This is a genomic window from Nocardia sp. NPDC005746, assembly GCF_040630785.1.
Lineage (GTDB): Bacteria > Actinomycetota > Actinomycetes > Mycobacteriales > Mycobacteriaceae > Nocardia.
This window is the reverse complement of the sequence record NZ_JBEXYE010000014.1, coordinates 97,056-111,881: the sequence shown is the minus strand read 5'-3', so window position 1 is coordinate 111,881 and position 14,826 is coordinate 97,056. Positions and strand designations below refer to the sequence as shown.

Genomic DNA, 14,826 nt, shown 5'->3' with positions numbered 1-14,826 from the left:
AATGCACACCGAAGCAGGGGTTTTCGGCCGCTCGCACGAACTGAGCGCCCGGCGGCACGAGCAGGTGGTGTTCTGCGAGGACGACCGCAGCGGGCTCAAGGCGATCATCGCGATCCACTCGACCGCGCTCGGCCCGGCGCTGGGCGGCACCCGGATGTACCCGTACGCCTCCGAGGCGGCCGCGCTGGACGATGTGCTGCGGCTGTCGTGGGGCATGACCTACAAGGCCGCGGCCGCCGGGGTGGATCTGGGCGGCGGCAAGGCCGTCATCATCGGCGATCCGGCGCTGGACAAGAGCGAGGAGCTGTTCGCCGCCTACGCGCGCTTCGTGGAATCCCTCGGCGGGCGGTACATCACGGCCGGTGACGTGGGCACCAACACCGACGACCTGGACGCGATCGGCCGCTACACCGGCTACGTCACCGGCCGCAGCACCGCGGCGGGCGGGTCCGGCGACAGCGCCCGGCTCACCGCCCTGGGCGTGTTCAACGCGATGCGCGCCGGAGCCGAATCCGTGTGGGGCGCACCGACGCTGGCGGGCCGCACGGTCGGCGTCGAGGGCGTCGGCAAGGTCGGCCGCGAACTGATCCAGCTGCTGCTGGCCGACGGCGCGGAGGTCTGCGCGACCGACGTGAACACGGCTGCGCTGGAACGCCTTTCGACCGACCATCCCTCGGTTCGACTGTTGAGCACCGTGTCCACGGCTCCGGTCGACGTCTACGCCCCCTGCGCCCTCGGCGGCACGCTCACCGTGTCGAGCGCCGAGGCCATCGAGGCGAAACTCGTCTGCGGAGCGGCCAACAACCAGTTGGCCACGCCCGCGGTGGAATACGCCCTGAACGAGCGCGGCATCACCTGGGTCCCGGATTTCGTGGCCAATGCCGGTGGGCTGGTTCAGGTGGCCGGTGAGCTGCGGCACGCGGCGCCGGCCGAGGTCGAAGACGCAGTGAGGGGCATCTTCGACCGTTGCCGCGACATCATCGCGGAATCCCAGGCCGAGGGCATCGGCACCGGTGCGGCGGCGAACAGGTTCGCGGAGCGGCGGCTCGACGCCATTCCGCGAGTTCGCTGATCGCGGCACCGAAACTCTTCGGAAAGGAGACGAACAGTGGCGTTCGCGAGCGGAATGTTCCGCACCAAATCGGTCGAGCAATCGATCCGGGATACCGATGAGCCGGATTCCAAACTGCGCAAGGATCTGACCGCGCGGGATCTGACCATCTTCGGGGTCGCCGTGGTCATCGGGGCGGGCATCTTCACGCTCACCGCCCGGACCGCGGGCCAGGTGGCGGGGCCGTCGGTCTCGCTGGCCTTCGTGTTCGCGGCCATCGCGTGCGGGCTGACGGCGTTGTGCTACGCCGAATTCGCCTCGACCGTGCCGGTGGCGGGCAGCGCGTACACGTTCGCGTACGCCACTTTCGGCGAGGTCATCGCCTGGATCATCGGCTGGGATCTGATCCTGGAGTTCGCGCTGGCGGTGTCGGTGGTCGCCAAGGGGTGGTCGCAGTATCTCGGCGAGGTGCTGCACGGGGTGGTGAGCCCGGTCGCGCACGTCGGGTCCATCACCTTCGACTGGGGCGCGGTGGTGATCATCGCCGTGGTGGGCACGCTGCTGGCGACCGGCACCAAGCTGTCCTCGCGGGTCTCGGCGGTCGCGGTGGCCATCAAGCTGGCCGTGATCGCGCTGGTGCTGGTGGTCGGCGCGACCTACTTCAAGGCCGCCAACCTGACCCCCTACATTCCCCCGGCCCAGCCCTCGGAGCGGTCGGGCGGCGTGCACCAGTCGCTGTTCTCCTTCCTGACCGGTTCCGGCGGAACCAGTTTCGGCTGGTACGGCCTGCTGGCCGCGGCGTCGCTGGTGTTCTTCGCGTTCGTCGGCTTCGACGTGGTGGCCACCACCGCCGAGGAGACCCGCAACCCGCAGCGCGACGTCCCGCGCGGCATCTTCGCCTCGCTGGCCATCGTGACCGTGCTGTACGTGGCGGTCTCGCTGATCCTCACCGGCATGGTCCCCTACACCGAGCTCGCGAGCGGGAACGCCACGCTGGCAACCGCTTTCGCCATCCACGGCGCGACCTGGGTGAAGAACATCATCTCCATCGGCGCGCTGGCGGGCCTGTCCACCGTCGTCATGGTCATGTTCCTTGGCCAGACCCGGGTCCTGTTCGCGATGGCCCGCGACGGCCTGCTCCCCCGCGGCCTGGCCCACACCGGCAAGCACGGCACCCCGGTCCGCCTGACCGTCCTCGTCGGCGTCGTGTGCGCCCTGCTCGCCGGTTTCGTGGACTTCGGCACCCTCGAGGAAATGGTCAACATCGGCACCCTGGTGGCCTTCGTCCTGGTCTCTCTGGGCGTTCCGATCCTGCGCCGCACACGCCCGGATCTGAAGCGTGGCTTCCGCGTCCCCTTGGTTCCCCTCATCCCCATCCTGGCCGCCCTGGCCTGCTTGTGGCTGATGCTGAACCTGTCCATCGAGACCTGGATCCGCTTCGTCATCTGGATGGCCCTGGGCGTCGTCATCTACTTCGCCTACAGCCGTTCGCATTCCGTGCTCGGCAAGCGGAAAGCGCCTGCCCCGGAATCGATCCCCACCCGAGAGCCGGATCCCGTTCCCTAGATCTGCACCCCTTCGGTGAAGAACCGGCTGTTCACGAGGACGAACTGCTCCTGCTCGGGGGGCAGGTCGTCCTCGTAGTGGATCGCCTCGACGGGGCAGACCGGTTCACAGGCCGCGCAGTCGATGCACTCGTCGGGGTTGATGTAGGCCATCCGCTCACCGACCACGATGCAGTCGATCGGGCATTCCTCGATGCATGCCTTGTCCAGAACGTCCACGCAGTCCGCGCCGATCACGAATGTCATGTGCTGATCCTGCGGCCGTTTCCCGTGGTCAGGTAGCGCCCGAATGCCGATCACGTCATAAGCTGTCCTTATGATCCTGCCGCCCGGTACGCCCGACCTGGACGTGCTGGCCCTGCTGGTCTCGGTCGCGGAACTGGGCAGTCTCGGCGCGGCCGCGCGGCGGCACGGCATCAGCCAGCCCGCCGCCAGTATGCGGATCAGCGCTCTGGAGCGGCGGCTCGGGTTGCGGCTGCTGGATCGCGGGCGCACGGGATCGGTGCTCACCGATGCCGGGCAGGCGGTAGTCGAGCTGGGCCGCCCGGTGCTCGCGGCCGCGCTGGCGCTGACCGATGGCATCACCGCCCTGCACCGCGCGGAGCGGCCGAGCCTGCGCCTCGTGGCTTCGACGACCATCGCCGACCACCGGATTCCGCACTGGCTGACCGCGCTGCGCAAGATCCACCCGGAGCTGGCGGTGGTCCTGGATGTGGCCAACTCGCGCCAGGTGACGGCGGCGGTCGGCGACCGCGAGGCCGAGCTCGGGTTCGTCGAAGGACCGCATCCGCCACCGGGATTGGGCAGCCGGGTGCTCGCCGCGGACGAGCTGGTGGTGGTCGTCGCGCCGAGTCACCGGTGGGCCGCCCGCCGCCGACCGCTGACGGCGCGCGAACTCGCCGACACCCCGCTGCTGTGGCGCGAACGCGGCTCGGGCACCCGGGACACGGTGTGGGAGACCCTCGAGATGCACGGGACACCGGCCCCGCCGGCGGCCGAACTCGGTTCCGCGGCCGCGATTCTCGCGACCGCTCGCAGCGGGGCGGCCCCGGCGGTGGTGAGCCGGCTGATCGTGGCGCACGAACTCCGTGCGGGCACGCTGCGCGCCGTTCCACTGGCCGAATCGACGCCGTTGACCAGGAAATTCCGGGCCATCTGGCATCGGCGCACGCCGCCCACCGGTCCGGCCGCCGACCTGGTCCATCTGGCCGCCCGCATCGAAGCGGCTCGGACGCAACGGCATTGAACACGCGCAGGCCCCGCCGCGGAATCAGCCGCGGCGGGGCATCGCCCGGGTCGGACTACATGGAATCGGTGAGGTCCGCGACCGCCGCGCCGGCGGCATTGGTCTGGACCGAGGCGATGCCCTTCTTCGCCGCGTCCTTGCTCGCGTACGCCTGGCTCTGCGCGATAACCTCGCCGTTGCCGGCCTTCAGCCGCCACCGGAACTTGTCGGTCGCATCAGCGAACAGCTCGAACTTGCCTGACATGACTACCTCGTTCCACGCCTGGAAAGTGCATCTGACACGCATCAGGGTATGGGCAGGAATGCCGAACGGTCGGAATGGACATGCGGAGGGTTTGTCGTACACCGTCTAATGGGTCGGACGTGGGCTGATACGTTGACGAGGTGACCCGAATGCAGGATGCGACAGCGGTAGATCAGGCGGCCTCGGAGGACGAGGCCGGGACCAGGGCGTACTTCCTCGCGCTGGAGTCCCAGCGCGACGGATTCGAGCGATACCGGGCCACCGCGTCCACGGTGAGCGTGTGGGCGGCAACCATGCAGCACGGCGCACCGCCCTCGGCACTGCTGGCCCGCGCGGTGGAACGGTGCGCGCCCCGGGAGGGCACCCGGATCGCGCGGCTGACCATGGAGATCCTCGGCCCGATTCCGGTGGGAGAGATCGAGGTTCGGGCCTGGATCGAGCGGCCGGGCAAGCGGGTCGAGCTGGTGGCGGCCGAACTGGTCGCGCCGCAGCCGGACGGCAGCGCCCGCGTGGTGGCCAAGGCCGCGGCCTGGCGGATCGCCACCACGGACACCTCCCCGGTGGCGCACACCGCCGATGCCCCGCTGCCGCCCGTGCCGGAGGAGGGCAGGGTCAGCTGGGGCCTGCCCGCCGGCTGGGACGTCGGCTACGTGAAGTCGGTGGACCTGCGCGGCGTGGCGAGCGACGACATCACCCGGCGGGTGTGGGTCAAGCCCCGCGTCGAGGTGGTCGAGGGCGAGGAGATCTCACCCCTGGTGCGCGTGTTCTCGGTCGCGGACGTCGCCAATGGCGTTGGCGCGCGGCTGGATCCGTTGCGATACACCTTCCTCAATACCGACCTGACCATCGACCTGTTCCGGCTGCCGGTCGGCGAGTGGATCGGCCTGGCCGTGGAGACCTCGATCGGACCCGACGGGGTCGGCCTGTGCTCGACCGTGCTGCACGACCAGCAGGGCCCGATCGGGCGCTGCCTGCAGATCCTCGAGGTGCGCGCCCGGGCCTGACCACCCGGCGATAAGGAAACCTATATCGTCGACGGGATGGACCCGCTGCGTCAGCTGCGCTACTTCATCGCCGTCGCCGAGGAGTTGCACTTCGGCCGCGCGGCCGAGCGGCTGCGGATCGCCCAGCCCGCGCTGAGCCAGCGCATCCGCAAGCTGGAGAGCGAGCTCGGCGCGCGGCTGCTCGACCGCGACAGCCGCCGCGTGGAGCTCACCGAGGCCGGGCAGATCCTGCTGGTCGAGGCGCGCGACCTGATCGCCCGCTGGGAACGCGCGAAATCGCTGGTCGACAAGGCCCACCGCGGCGAGGTCGACGCGCTGCGGGTGGGCGTCCCGCCCGAACTGGCGGGCCGGGTGCTCGCCGCCATGCTGACCGCGTTCGAGAACCGCCAGGTGCGGGTGGACCTGCAGGAGCTGACCACCGCCGAACAGGTCCGCCTGCTCGGCGAGCGGGAACTGGACGCGGGCCTGCTGCAATATCCGGCGGAGACGCCCGGCCTCGAATCCGGCCCGGCCGTGGAGACCCCGCTCGGCGTGGTGCTGCCCCGGGATTCCGTACTGGCCCAGCGGACTTCACTCACCCTGGCCGACCTGAGCGGGCACGGCCTGGTGATCTTCCCGCGCGCCGCCGCCCCCGGCCTCTACGACGCCACCCTGCGCACCTGCTGGGAGCACGGCTTCCACCCCGCCTCGGTGCAGCACGCGGTCAATCCGGAATTCGTGCTCGGCATGGTGCTGTCGGGCCGCGGCGTCGCCTTCGACACCGGCCTGGTGGCGCAGAAGGAGCCGCGGGTGGTGTGGCGGCCGCTGCCGGAGGGCACGCTGAGCTGGCGACTCGCCCTGACCTGGCCCGCCGCCGCCCCGCATCCGCTGGTGCGGGAATTCGCCGAGCTCATCGTGTCGGTGGTGCGGGGCGACGGCGTGGCGCCCCCGGCCCCGCTTCAGGACGCGCCGCAGCGCCGCCCGTGGGATGTGGTCGCGGGCAGGCAGTGATCGATGCGCTCGATGGCCGTCAGCGCGGCGGTCCCGATCGCCCGGTCCACCCCGGGCTGCCGTCCCGCCAGATTGTGTGACACCGTGAAAACCGCTACGGCGTAACGGCTTCCGTCCGGATACTCGACGACTCCGATCTCGTTGCGGATGCCCGGCAGCGTCCCGGTCTTGGACCAGATGTCGGTCCCGGGCGGGAACGCCGACGGCAGCCGATGCCCGTACACCTGCTGGCGCATGAGATCGCGCACGAACCGGCACGCCTCGGGCGGGCCCGCCAGGTCGCGGCCGATGAGCGTCAGCAGGCGTGTCATGTCCCGGGCGGTCCCGGCGGTGGTGCGCAGCGGATCCACCGCCCGGCTGCCGAACACCTCCTCGGGACTGGATTCGGGATAGCGCCGGGCGAATTCGAGCAGGTCGCGCGCGCCGATGTCCTCGGCCATCAGGTACAGGATGTCGCGGATCGAGCCCATCACCCGGGTGTCGGCGAGCCCGAGTTCGCGGACCAGGGAGCGGACGTTGTCGAGGCCGACGCGGTCGAACAGCAGGTCCGCGGCGGTGTTGTCGCTGACCGTGAGCGCGAAATAGGCGGCGTCGCGCAGGCTGTATTCGACATCGTCGTGGCAGCCCGCCGACCCCACCCCGCCCAGCCGGTCCGCGGCCGTGGCGCGCACCCGGTCCGCGGGATCGAGCTGCCCCGCCGCGACCTGCCGCGCGAACTCCAGCACCAGCGGCACCTTCACCACCGAGGACAGCACCACCGGTTCGTCGGCGGCCCAGCCGAATTCGCCGTCGCAGTCGAGACAGCGGGCGTGCACGCGGCCTTCGACACCGGCCGCCCCGAAGATCGCTTCCACTCCCCCAGCATTCCCGGCGATCGGATCGGGCCGTCAACCGCCCGCGACTTCGCGATCCCGTGGGCCTTGCGCTGCGACGATAAGGAAACGCTTATCGGTTCTCACCCGTGTTGGTCTTGGACACCGGGTGGTGATCCGTGTTGGGGTGGCAGTCATGGCAGCTTTCAGCAGGAGGGCAAGCACCGGTATCTGTGTCGCGGCCGTACTGGTGGCGGCGACCGGGTGCTCGGGATCGGATCCCACGTCCGGATTGTCCAAGACCGTCGACGCCTTCGCCGACGCGCTGACCCGCGACGACGTCCCGGCCGCCGCGACCGCGACCAGCGATCCCGCCACCGCCTCGACCACCCTGGGAACGCTGTACGACAACCTCGGCAAACAGGTGCGTTTCGAGGCGAGCAAGGTCGAGAAGACCGACGACGGCGGCACCTTCACCCTCGCCGCCACCTGGAAGCTGGGCAAGGACGGCAAGAACGAGTGGACCTACACCACCGCGGGCCGCGCCGAACGCTCCAGCGGTGACTGGAAGATCCGCTGGGACCCGGCCACCATCGCGCCCGGCCTGAACATCGGCCCGCTGTCCTACGCCGTCGCCTACCCCGACCCGGCCAAGATCCTGGACAGCACCGGCGGCCCGCTGCTCACCCAGCAGGTGGTGACACTGGTGAACGTCGCGCCCGGCGCGGACCCCGCGGCCGTCGCGGCGGCGCTGCGACCGGTTGCGCCCGATATCACGGCCGCGAGCCTGCAGGCGGATCTGGCCGCGGCGCCGGGGAAGCCGGTCACCGCGGTCACCCTCCGCGAATCCGATTACGCCACTGTCCAATCCGCGCTCACCACGCTGGCGAACGTGACGACCGTGCAGCAGACGCGACTATTGGCCGTCGACAAGGCGCTGGCCTCACCGACCTTCGCGGGTCTGTCGGATCTGTGGCAGCAGCGGGCCGACGCCGCCGCCGGATGGGCGGTCCGCGCCCAGGGCAGCGACGGCACGCAGCGGGTCGGCGGCCCGGATCCCCAGCCGGTCACCGATATTCGCACCACCCTCGACGTCGGCCTGCAACGGGCCGCCGAGGCGGCGCTGGCCCCGATCACCACCCCGGCGGCCATCGTGGCGCTGCGACCCTCCACCGGTGACGTGCTGGCCATGGCGCAGAACGCGCCCGCCGACGCGCAGGGCCCGATCGGGTTGACCGGGCTGTATCCGCCGGGCTCCACCTTCAAGACCGTCACCGTGTCGGCCGCCCTCCAGGCCGGTCAGGTCACCCCGGACACCACCGTCGCCTGCCCCGGCAAGGAGAACATCGAGGGCCGGGAGATCCCCAACGACAACAACTTCGACCTCGGCCAGGTGCCGCTGCACACCGCGTTCGCGCGGTCCTGCAACACCACCATGGGCCGGCTGGCCGTGCAGCTGCCGCCGGACGGGCTGACCGATGCCGCCGCCCAGCTCGGACTCGGCATCGACTACGTGACACCGGGATTGACCACCGTGACCGGCAAGGTGCCCACCGCCGACACGCCCGCCCTGCGGGTGGAGGAGGGCATCGGGCAGGGCAAGGTGACCGCGTCGCCGTTCGGCATGGCACTGCTGGCCGCGTCCCTCGCCCAGGGGTCGGTCAAGCCGCCGACGATCGTGCAGGGTCAGCCCGGCAAGCCCGACCGGCAGCCGCCGGCCCTGCCGCCCGGCATCGCCGATCAGGTGAAATCCATGATGCGCGAGACCATCACCGGCGGCACCGCCACCGCCCTGCGCGACATCCCCGGCCTGCTCGGCAAGACCGGCACCGCCGAATACATCGACGACAAGCACGCGCACGGCTGGTTCGTCGGCATCGACGGCGATCTCGCCTTCGCCGTCTTCATCAGCGACGCGGGCAGTTCCGACCCGGCCGTGCAGGCCGCGGGCCGCATGCTGCGCGCCCCGCGCTGACCAGCCGCAACACTCCACACCGCTCGAAACCGATTGAGAGGCTTGTTTTGCCGACCCTGAAATACCGCGCCCTGGCATCACTACTCGTGCTCACGCCGCTGTTCGCGGCGTGCGGCACCGACTCGAAAAGCGAGGCCACCCACGACGAGCCGTCGACCACGGCCGCGCCGAGCGACGCCGCCCTGCGGGCGCTCGAGGAGCAGCACGGCGCGCGGGCGGGCGTCTTCGTGATCGACACCGGCACCGGCAAGACCGTCGGCTACCGGCAGGACGAGCGCTTCACCTTCAACTCCACGTTCAAGGGCCTGGCCTGCGGCGCGCTGCTGAAGCTGCATCCCCTCGCCAGCGGATTCTTCGACCAGGTCATCCATTTCGGCGCGGACAAGGTGGTGACGGGTTCACCGGTCACCAGCACCCGGGTGGACACGGGGATGTCGGTGAGCGAACTCTGTGACGCCGCCATCACCCGCAGCGACAACACCGCGGGCAATCAGCTGCTCGAATTGCTCGGCGGCCCACAGGGATTGACCCAGTTCCTGCGGTTGCTCGGCGACGACAAGACGCGCAGCGACCGCTGGGAACCGGAGCTCAACACCGATATCCCGGGCGACGAGCGGGACACCACGACCCCGGCCGCCCTGGCCGGCGACTATCGGAAGCTGGTCGTCGGCAATACCCTCGCCGATCCGGAACGCAAGCAGCTGACCGCGTGGCTGCTCGCCAACACCACCGGCGACGCCCGCATCCGCGCCGGACTGCCCGCGGACTGGAAGACCGGCGACAAGACCGGTTCCGGCGACTACGGCACCGCCAACGACGCCGCCGTCAGCTGGCCCGCCGACGGGTCCGCGCCGCTGGTGATCGTGGTGCTCACCGCCAAACCGGACAAGGACGCGGCCTACGACAATCCGCTGGTGGCGGCGCTCACCAAGGAGGCCGTGCACGCCGTGCGCTGAAATGACCTGTCACGCAGTCATTTCGGTCCGCTCACCGCCTCGGTGACGTCGATCTCGCCCGCCATCGCGCCCAGCAGGATGCGCCGGAAGCTCGGGCATTCGGCGTGACTCGGGGCCGGACAGGCGGCGGCATGCCGGAGGCCGTCCCGCACCGTGGTCATTTGCGTGATGGTGCGGTCCAATTCGTCGGCCTTGCCGGTGAGCAGGGCCCGATCCACCCGGAGTTCGCCCTGCGGGCCGAAGACCAGCACGATGTCGTCGAGGGAGAATCCGGCGGTGCGGCCCAGCGAGATGAGGGCCAGCTGTTCGAGCACCGAACTGTCGAACTGGCGGCGCAGGCCGCGCCGGCCGGTGGACGCGATCAGGCCGCGTTCCTCGTAGTAGCGCAGGGTCGAGGCGGGGACGCCGGTGCGGCGCACCACCTCGGCGATATCCAGGCTGGTCATCGGGGTTACCTCGAACTTGACCTCAAGTCGGCTTGAATTGAGACAGTGTAGTTCTCCGTCCGTTCCCCGATGAAGGACAGCGATCATGACGACACCGCTCGACAAGGATCAATCCGACCGCTGGGCCACCTCCGGCACTGCCTGGGTCGACTTCCAGGACCTGATCGGCCGGGTGCTGCGGCCACTCGAGGACCTGCTGGTCGAGACCGCCCGCACCGACGGCGCCCGGCGGGTGCTGGATGTCGGCTGCGGCACCGGCGGCACCACCCTGGCCGTGGCCCGCGCGACGGGCGCGCGCTGCACCGGCGTCGACATCGCCGAGCCGATGCTCGAGGCGGCCCGCGCCAATGCCGAACAGGCGGGCCTCCCGGTGGATTTCGTGTGCGCCGACGCCCAGACCCACACCTTCGACCCCGCGGTCTACGACCTCGTCATGTCCCGCTTCGGGGTGATGTTCTTCGCCGACCCGGTGGCCGCGTTCGCCAATCTGCGCCACGCCACCCGGTCCGGCGGACGGCTGGCCTGTGTCGTGTGGCGAGCCGCCGCCGACAACCCGTTCTTCACCACCGCGGAAGACGCGGCCGCCCCGCTGCTGCCCGATCTCGGGCCCCGAATCCCGGACGCCCCAGGGCAATTCGGGTTCGCCGACCGCGATCGGGTGGCCGGGATCCTCGCCGACGCCGGCTGGACCGAGATCGACATCACCCCGATCGACGCCGACTGCGCGATGCCCGAATCCGAGCTCACCGGCTACGTCTCCCGCTTGGGACCGGTCGGCTTGGCACTGCTCGAGGCCGACGAGACGACCCGCGCGAAGGTCGTCGAGGTCGTCCGCGCCGCCTTCGAACCCTTCGTCCGCGACGGCGCGGCCCATTTCACCGCCGCCTGCTGGCTGCTGCGGGCCACCGCGCCGGAGCACGACTGACATGCGCATCCTCGATCTCTCGGTGCCGATCCGATCCGGAATGCCCGTCTACCCGGGCGATCCCGAGGTGACCGTGCGGCCCGCGCTGACCGTGGCCGTCGACGGCGTCAATGTGCTGCACCTGGACATGGGTTCGCAGACGGGCACGCACGTGGACGCGCCCCGGCACATCGACGACGCCCTGCCCGCCCTCGACGAGCTGCCGCTGGAACGGTTCACCGGACCGGCCGTGGTGGTGGACGCGCGGGCCGCGGGCGCGGGCGGGTCGATCGGGCGCGAGTACTTCGAGGGGCGGGTGGCGGCGGGCGTGATCGTGCTGGTGGCGACCGGATGGTCGGAGCACTGGGGCACGCACGAGTACCTGAACCATCCGCATCTGACCGTGGCGGCCGCCGAGTACCTGATCGCGTCGGGGGTGCGGACCGTCGGCATCGACGCGCTCAGTGTCGACCCGACCCCGGTCGAGGAGATTCCGGTGCATCGGATCCTGTGCGGGGCGCACGCGGTGATCGCGGAGAATCTGACCGGTCTGGCGGCGGTACTGGCGGCGCAGGAGGCCGGTCAGCCGGTGGAAGTGTCACTGTTGCCCTTGCGGCTGCCCGGGGCGGACGGGGCTCCGGTGCGGGCGGTGGCGCGCGTCGGAATGTGAGAGAAACGTCAGTGTGTCGCATTTTGCGGCGCAGGTCACGCGATCTTCGTAGACTGCTCAGGACCATCTGGGGAGTCGGGGCCCCGACCACGCTCGATCCGAAGGATTTTCGCACGTGAACCGTTACGCCGTAACCACTTTGCTAGCCGTTGCGGCACTGCTGCCCGCCGCGCCCGCCGCCATGGCGGAGATCGCCCTCATCGACACCACGACGACGACTCCGTCGACCACGTCGCCGACCACGACGACGCCGACCACAACGACGCCGGGCACCACCACTCCAGACACCACGCCCGGCTGCACCGTCACCGCGGGCCCCGCGACGGCCACGACCACCACCCCGTGCCCGACCAGCAAGGACCCCGCGCCGAAGAGCCCGATCGAGGCCTTGGTCACCGGTTCCTCCGGCTTCAAGCTGGGCGGTGCGGTCGGTTCGTCGAACACCAACTCCGCCGAACCCGGCACGTGCACCGTCATGGGCACCGCCTCGGCGCTGTCCGGCCTCGCCGCCCTCGGCTGCGGCCCCAACGGTCCGGGCACCATCGGCTGATTCTCAGCCTCCCGTCGAGCATGGTCGAAGGGGCATCAGCGCAATGCTGATGCCCCTTCTGCCGTGTCTCCGACGCCGTAGTTCAGGCGCGGTCGGCGTTGCCCGCCTTCCACTGCTCCCAGGGGATGTTCCAGTCGCCCAGCCCGTCCACGCCGGACAGGGTGCCGCCGACGGTGTTCTTCACGATGGTGATGTCACCGCGTTTGACGTTCTCGTAGACCCATTTGGCGTCGGACGGGCTCAGGTTCAGGCAGCCGTGGCTGGTGTTCGAATAGCCCTGCGCACCCACCGACCACGGGGCCGAGTGGAAGAAGATGCCCGAGTACGAGATTCGGGTCGCCCAGTCCACGGGCGTCTTGTAGCCGTTGGGCGAGTTCACCGCGACGCCGTAGGTGGAGGAGTCCATGATGATGCGGTCGAACTTGTCGCCGACGATGTAGACGCCGTTGTCGGTGGGGGTGGAGTCCTTGCCCATGGAGGTGGGCATGGTCTTGATCACCTCGCCGTTGCGCTCCACGGTGACGATCTTGGTGTTGTCGTCGGAGGTGAAGACGGTGGCATCGCCGATGGTGAAGCTGGAGTGGATGTCGCTGTCGCCGACCAGGCCACCGCCCAGGTCGTGGCCGTAGGCGTTGACCGCGATGTCGACCTTGGTGCCCGGGGTCCAGAAGTTCTGCGGCCGCCAGCGCACCTCACGATTGTTGACCCAGTAGAACGCGCCCTCGACCGCGGGGGTCGTGGTGATCTTGATCGCGTTCTGCGCGGCCTTACGGTCCGGAATGTTCTCGTCGAACTGCACCGCCACCGGCTGACCGATGCCGACCACGTCGTTCTCGGCGGGCAGCAGATACGGGTGCGTGCGGTTGTTCGGGGAGATCGTGGTGAAACTCATCACCGAGGTGGTCGCCCCGCCCAGGCCGATGGCCTCGACCGCCAGCTTGTAGGTGCGCCCGAATCCCAGCTGCTCGGCCAACTTCCACGAGCGGCCGTCGGCGGCGAGCTCACCCGGCACCTGCTTGCCGTCCGGACTGCTCAGCGCGACAGCGGTGAACCTGCCGTCCTCCACCTTCAGGTTCAGCTCGCCGGGCGCCACGCCCTTGTCGCCGTCCTTCACCGGGGAGATCAGCTTCGGCTTCATCAGTTCGCTGATCGGGTTGGAATCGATTGCCACCGAGGACGACTGACCCTTGCCACCGGAGGAGCAGCCGACCAACGCCAATGCCACCACGGACAGCACCACCCCGGCCCCCAGTAGCTTTCCGGACCGCCGTCCGCCTCGCCACTCACCCATCGCAACCCCACTTCACGTCTCGGCGGGCAGCTCGGCCACCCTCCAAAGGCTTCCCCCACAACATCCGAGATCGCCCCCGCCGTGTTAACAACCCTCAACAACTCGAAGAACCACCAGCTCAGAGGGGCGATTTCACTTTCCGCAACCATCCCTGTTAATGTTCTATCCGCACCGCAGAGAGCCCGGAGCGCAAGACCGAGGCCCCCGGCGGAGTAACACGCGCCATTAGCTCAATTGGCAGAGCAGCTGACTCTTAATCAGCGGGTTCGGGGTTCGAGTCCCTGATGGCGCACAATACGAAGCCCCTGACCAGGCAATCCGGTCAGGGGCTTCGTTCGTTTTCGGCTACTTCCCGTGCTCGGCAACAGCTTTGACGATGTCTTCCGGGGTGGGGAAACCCTGGCGCGTCTTGGTGGCCACGGTCTGGCCGTCCACCGTGACGCGGTACACACCGCCTGAGCCCGGGACCAGTTCCGGTGCGATACCGAGCTCGGTGTCGAGGGCGTCGGCGGCGGCGCGGGCGCGCTTCAGGTAGCCGCAGGGCTTGCAGTAGGTGATGACGACGGCGGGCATGGTCGGACTCCTCACGGTGCGGGTGTCGGATCGGGTTGGGGTTCAGTCGTTCTCGTCGCCGGGGAGGGTCCAGGCGCGGGTGGTCGCGCCCAGCCGGGTCCAGGTGTTGATGATCGCGATGTGCCAGACCAGTTCGGCGAGTTCCGATTCGGAGAATCGGGCCGCGGCCTCCTGCCAGACGGCGTCGTCGACTTCGCTGTCGGCGATTCGGGTCATGGCCTCGGCGAGGTCGAAGGCGGCACGCTCGCGCGGGGTGAAGAAGGGGGCCTCGCGCCACACCGCGACCAGATTCACCCGGCGCGCGGTGTCCCCGGCGGCCATGGCGTCGCGGGAGTGCATGTCGACGCAGTAGACGCAGCCATTGATCTGGGCGACGCGCAGTTTCACCAGTTCGCGCAGCGGCTTCTCCAGGGACGACCGTTGCGCGGCACGCTCGAGGCCGTTCATGGCCTTGGCGATCTCGGGGGTCAGGTCGTCGATGGCGAGGCGGGTGGTCGGCTGGACGTATGCGCTGGTTTTCGTTGTCATGCTTCGACGGTAGGCCGATAA

Annotated in this window: 16 protein-coding genes, 1 tRNA gene and 1 pseudogene; 11 read left to right on the top strand and 7 right to left on the bottom strand. The window is 69.7% G+C overall.

All coding sequences use genetic code 11. The features are described from left to right. The first annotated feature begins 1 nt into the window (after position 1). On the top strand, positions 2-1,072 hold the full coding sequence (locus tag ABZ412_RS25220) for a Glu/Leu/Phe/Val dehydrogenase dimerization domain-containing protein (RefSeq protein ID WP_357284585.1): 1,071 nt from the start codon (positions 2-4) through the stop codon (positions 1,070-1,072). 54 nt (positions 1,073-1,126) lie between these two features. Next, positions 1,127-2,617: an amino acid permease gene (locus tag ABZ412_RS25215; protein WP_357284583.1), complete on the top strand. Its 1,491-nt coding sequence runs from the start codon at positions 1,127-1,129 to the stop codon at positions 2,615-2,617. 11 nt (positions 2,618-2,628) lie between these two features. Here the strand turns inward: ABZ412_RS25215 and ABZ412_RS25210 are convergent. Further along, a pseudogene (locus tag ABZ412_RS25210) lies at positions 2,629-2,862 on the bottom strand (ferredoxin family protein); the annotation flags it as partial. A gap of 70 nt (positions 2,863-2,932) precedes the next feature. Between ABZ412_RS25210 and ABZ412_RS25205 the strand changes: the two are divergent. Next, entirely contained in the window at positions 2,933-3,862 is a 930-nt protein-coding gene (locus ABZ412_RS25205; protein ID WP_357284400.1) for a LysR family transcriptional regulator, read from the top strand. 55 nt (positions 3,863-3,917) lie between these two features. Here ABZ412_RS25205 and ABZ412_RS25200 read toward each other — a convergent pair whose 3' ends face one another. After that, complete coding sequence (locus ABZ412_RS25200) at positions 3,918-4,106, bottom strand: DUF1508 domain-containing protein (protein WP_357284397.1); 189 nt, start codon at positions 4,104-4,106, stop codon at positions 3,918-3,920. A gap of 149 nt (positions 4,107-4,255) precedes the next feature. On the opposite strand from ABZ412_RS25200, the gene ABZ412_RS25195 reads away from it, so the two are divergent. Both ABZ412_RS25195 and ABZ412_RS25190 read left to right on the top strand, forming a co-directional pair. After that, positions 4,256-5,110, top strand: coding sequence for a thioesterase family protein (locus ABZ412_RS25195; protein WP_357284394.1), 855 nt, complete (start codon positions 4,256-4,258; stop codon positions 5,108-5,110). 36 nt (positions 5,111-5,146) lie between these two features. Next, entirely contained in the window at positions 5,147-6,100 is a 954-nt protein-coding gene (locus tag ABZ412_RS25190) for a LysR substrate-binding domain-containing protein (RefSeq protein ID WP_357284392.1), read from the top strand. Here the strand turns inward: ABZ412_RS25190 and ABZ412_RS25185 are convergent. After that, positions 6,049-6,954 (bottom strand): serine hydrolase, encoded by a 906-nt coding sequence (locus ABZ412_RS25185; protein WP_357284389.1) that lies wholly within the window; start codon positions 6,952-6,954, stop codon positions 6,049-6,051. The two genes, ABZ412_RS25190 and ABZ412_RS25185, sit on opposite strands and share 52 nt — an antisense overlap. Before the next feature lie 154 nt (positions 6,955-7,108). On the opposite strand from ABZ412_RS25185, the gene ABZ412_RS25180 reads away from it, so the two are divergent. Together ABZ412_RS25180 and bla are read left to right on the top strand one after the other, a co-directional pair. Beyond that, a complete protein-coding gene (locus tag ABZ412_RS25180) occupies positions 7,109-8,887 on the top strand; it encodes a penicillin-binding transpeptidase domain-containing protein (RefSeq protein ID WP_357284386.1) in 1,779 nt (592 codons plus the stop codon). A gap of 47 nt (positions 8,888-8,934) precedes the next feature. Next, positions 8,935-9,843, top strand: coding sequence for a class A beta-lactamase (bla, locus tag ABZ412_RS25175; RefSeq protein WP_357284383.1), 909 nt, complete (start codon positions 8,935-8,937; stop codon positions 9,841-9,843). A 17-nt stretch (positions 9,844-9,860) separates the two neighbouring features. Here bla and ABZ412_RS25170 read toward each other — a convergent pair whose 3' ends face one another. Next, the gene (locus ABZ412_RS25170; protein ID WP_357284381.1) at positions 9,861-10,289 is read right to left on the bottom strand and encodes a helix-turn-helix domain-containing protein; all 429 of its coding nucleotides are present in this window, start codon (positions 10,287-10,289) and stop codon (positions 9,861-9,863) included. Between the two features lie 85 nt (positions 10,290-10,374). Between ABZ412_RS25170 and ABZ412_RS25165 the strand changes: the two genes are divergently transcribed. From ABZ412_RS25165 to ABZ412_RS25155, 3 genes are all read left to right on the top strand, one after another. Beyond that, complete coding sequence (locus ABZ412_RS25165) at positions 10,375-11,214, top strand: class I SAM-dependent methyltransferase (protein WP_357284378.1); 840 nt, start codon at positions 10,375-10,377, stop codon at positions 11,212-11,214. Position 11,215: 1 nt separating this feature from the next. Further along, positions 11,216-11,863 (top strand): cyclase family protein, encoded by a 648-nt coding sequence (locus ABZ412_RS25160; RefSeq protein ID WP_357284375.1) that lies wholly within the window; start codon positions 11,216-11,218, stop codon positions 11,861-11,863. Between the two features lie 115 nt (positions 11,864-11,978). Continuing rightward, on the top strand, positions 11,979-12,413 hold the full coding sequence (locus tag ABZ412_RS25155; protein ID WP_357284372.1) for a hypothetical protein: 435 nt from the start codon (positions 11,979-11,981) through the stop codon (positions 12,411-12,413). An 82-nt stretch (positions 12,414-12,495) separates the two neighbouring features. On the opposite strand, the gene ABZ412_RS25150 is transcribed toward ABZ412_RS25155, so the two are convergent. Then, entirely contained in the window at positions 12,496-13,704 is a 1,209-nt protein-coding gene (locus ABZ412_RS25150; RefSeq protein ID WP_357284370.1) for an Ig-like domain-containing protein, read from the bottom strand. 219 nt (positions 13,705-13,923) lie between these two features. Between ABZ412_RS25150 and ABZ412_RS25145 the strand changes: the two genes are divergently transcribed. Next, positions 13,924-13,996, top strand: a tRNA-Lys gene (locus ABZ412_RS25145). Positions 13,997-14,049: 53 nt separating this feature from the next. Here the strand turns inward: ABZ412_RS25145 and ABZ412_RS25140 are convergent. Further along, positions 14,050-14,277: a SelT/SelW/SelH family protein gene (locus ABZ412_RS25140; RefSeq protein WP_357284367.1), complete on the bottom strand. Its 228-nt coding sequence runs from the start codon at positions 14,275-14,277 to the stop codon at positions 14,050-14,052. 42 nt (positions 14,278-14,319) lie between these two features. Beyond that, on the bottom strand, positions 14,320-14,805 hold the full coding sequence (locus ABZ412_RS25135) for a carboxymuconolactone decarboxylase family protein (RefSeq protein ID WP_357284364.1): 486 nt from the start codon (positions 14,803-14,805) through the stop codon (positions 14,320-14,322). Positions 14,806-14,826: the final 21 nt, after the last annotated feature.

Bases quoted from the DNA above. Each gene is read 5' to 3' on its own strand.
- ABZ412_RS25220 (WP_357284585.1), top strand. From the start codon at position 2: ATGCACACCGAAGCAGGGGTTTTCGGCCGCTCGCACGAACTGAGCGCC.
- ABZ412_RS25215 (WP_357284583.1), top strand. From the start codon at position 1,127: ATGTTCCGCACCAAATCGGTCGAGCAATCGATCCGGGATACCGATGAG.
- ABZ412_RS25205 (WP_357284400.1), top strand. From the start codon at position 2,933: ATGATCCTGCCGCCCGGTACGCCCGACCTGGACGTGCTGGCCCTGCTG.
- ABZ412_RS25200 (WP_357284397.1), bottom strand. From the start codon at position 4,106: ATGTCAGGCAAGTTCGAGCTGTTCGCTGATGCGACCGACAAGTTCCGG.
- ABZ412_RS25195 (WP_357284394.1), top strand. From the start codon at position 4,256: ATGCAGGATGCGACAGCGGTAGATCAGGCGGCCTCGGAGGACGAGGCC.
- ABZ412_RS25190 (WP_357284392.1), top strand. From the start codon at position 5,147: ATGGACCCGCTGCGTCAGCTGCGCTACTTCATCGCCGTCGCCGAGGAG.
- ABZ412_RS25180 (WP_357284386.1), top strand. From the start codon at position 7,109: ATGGCAGCTTTCAGCAGGAGGGCAAGCACCGGTATCTGTGTCGCGGCC.
- ABZ412_RS25170 (WP_357284381.1), bottom strand. From the start codon at position 10,289: ATGACCAGCCTGGATATCGCCGAGGTGGTGCGCCGCACCGGCGTCCCC.
- ABZ412_RS25165 (WP_357284378.1), top strand. From the start codon at position 10,375: ATGACGACACCGCTCGACAAGGATCAATCCGACCGCTGGGCCACCTCC.
- ABZ412_RS25160 (WP_357284375.1), top strand. From the start codon at position 11,216: ATGCGCATCCTCGATCTCTCGGTGCCGATCCGATCCGGAATGCCCGTC.
- ABZ412_RS25150 (WP_357284370.1), bottom strand. From the start codon at position 13,704: ATGGGTGAGTGGCGAGGCGGACGGCGGTCCGGAAAGCTACTGGGGGCC.
- ABZ412_RS25140 (WP_357284367.1), bottom strand. From the start codon at position 14,277: ATGCCCGCCGTCGTCATCACCTACTGCAAGCCCTGCGGCTACCTGAAG.
- ABZ412_RS25135 (WP_357284364.1), bottom strand. From the start codon at position 14,805: ATGACAACGAAAACCAGCGCATACGTCCAGCCGACCACCCGCCTCGCC.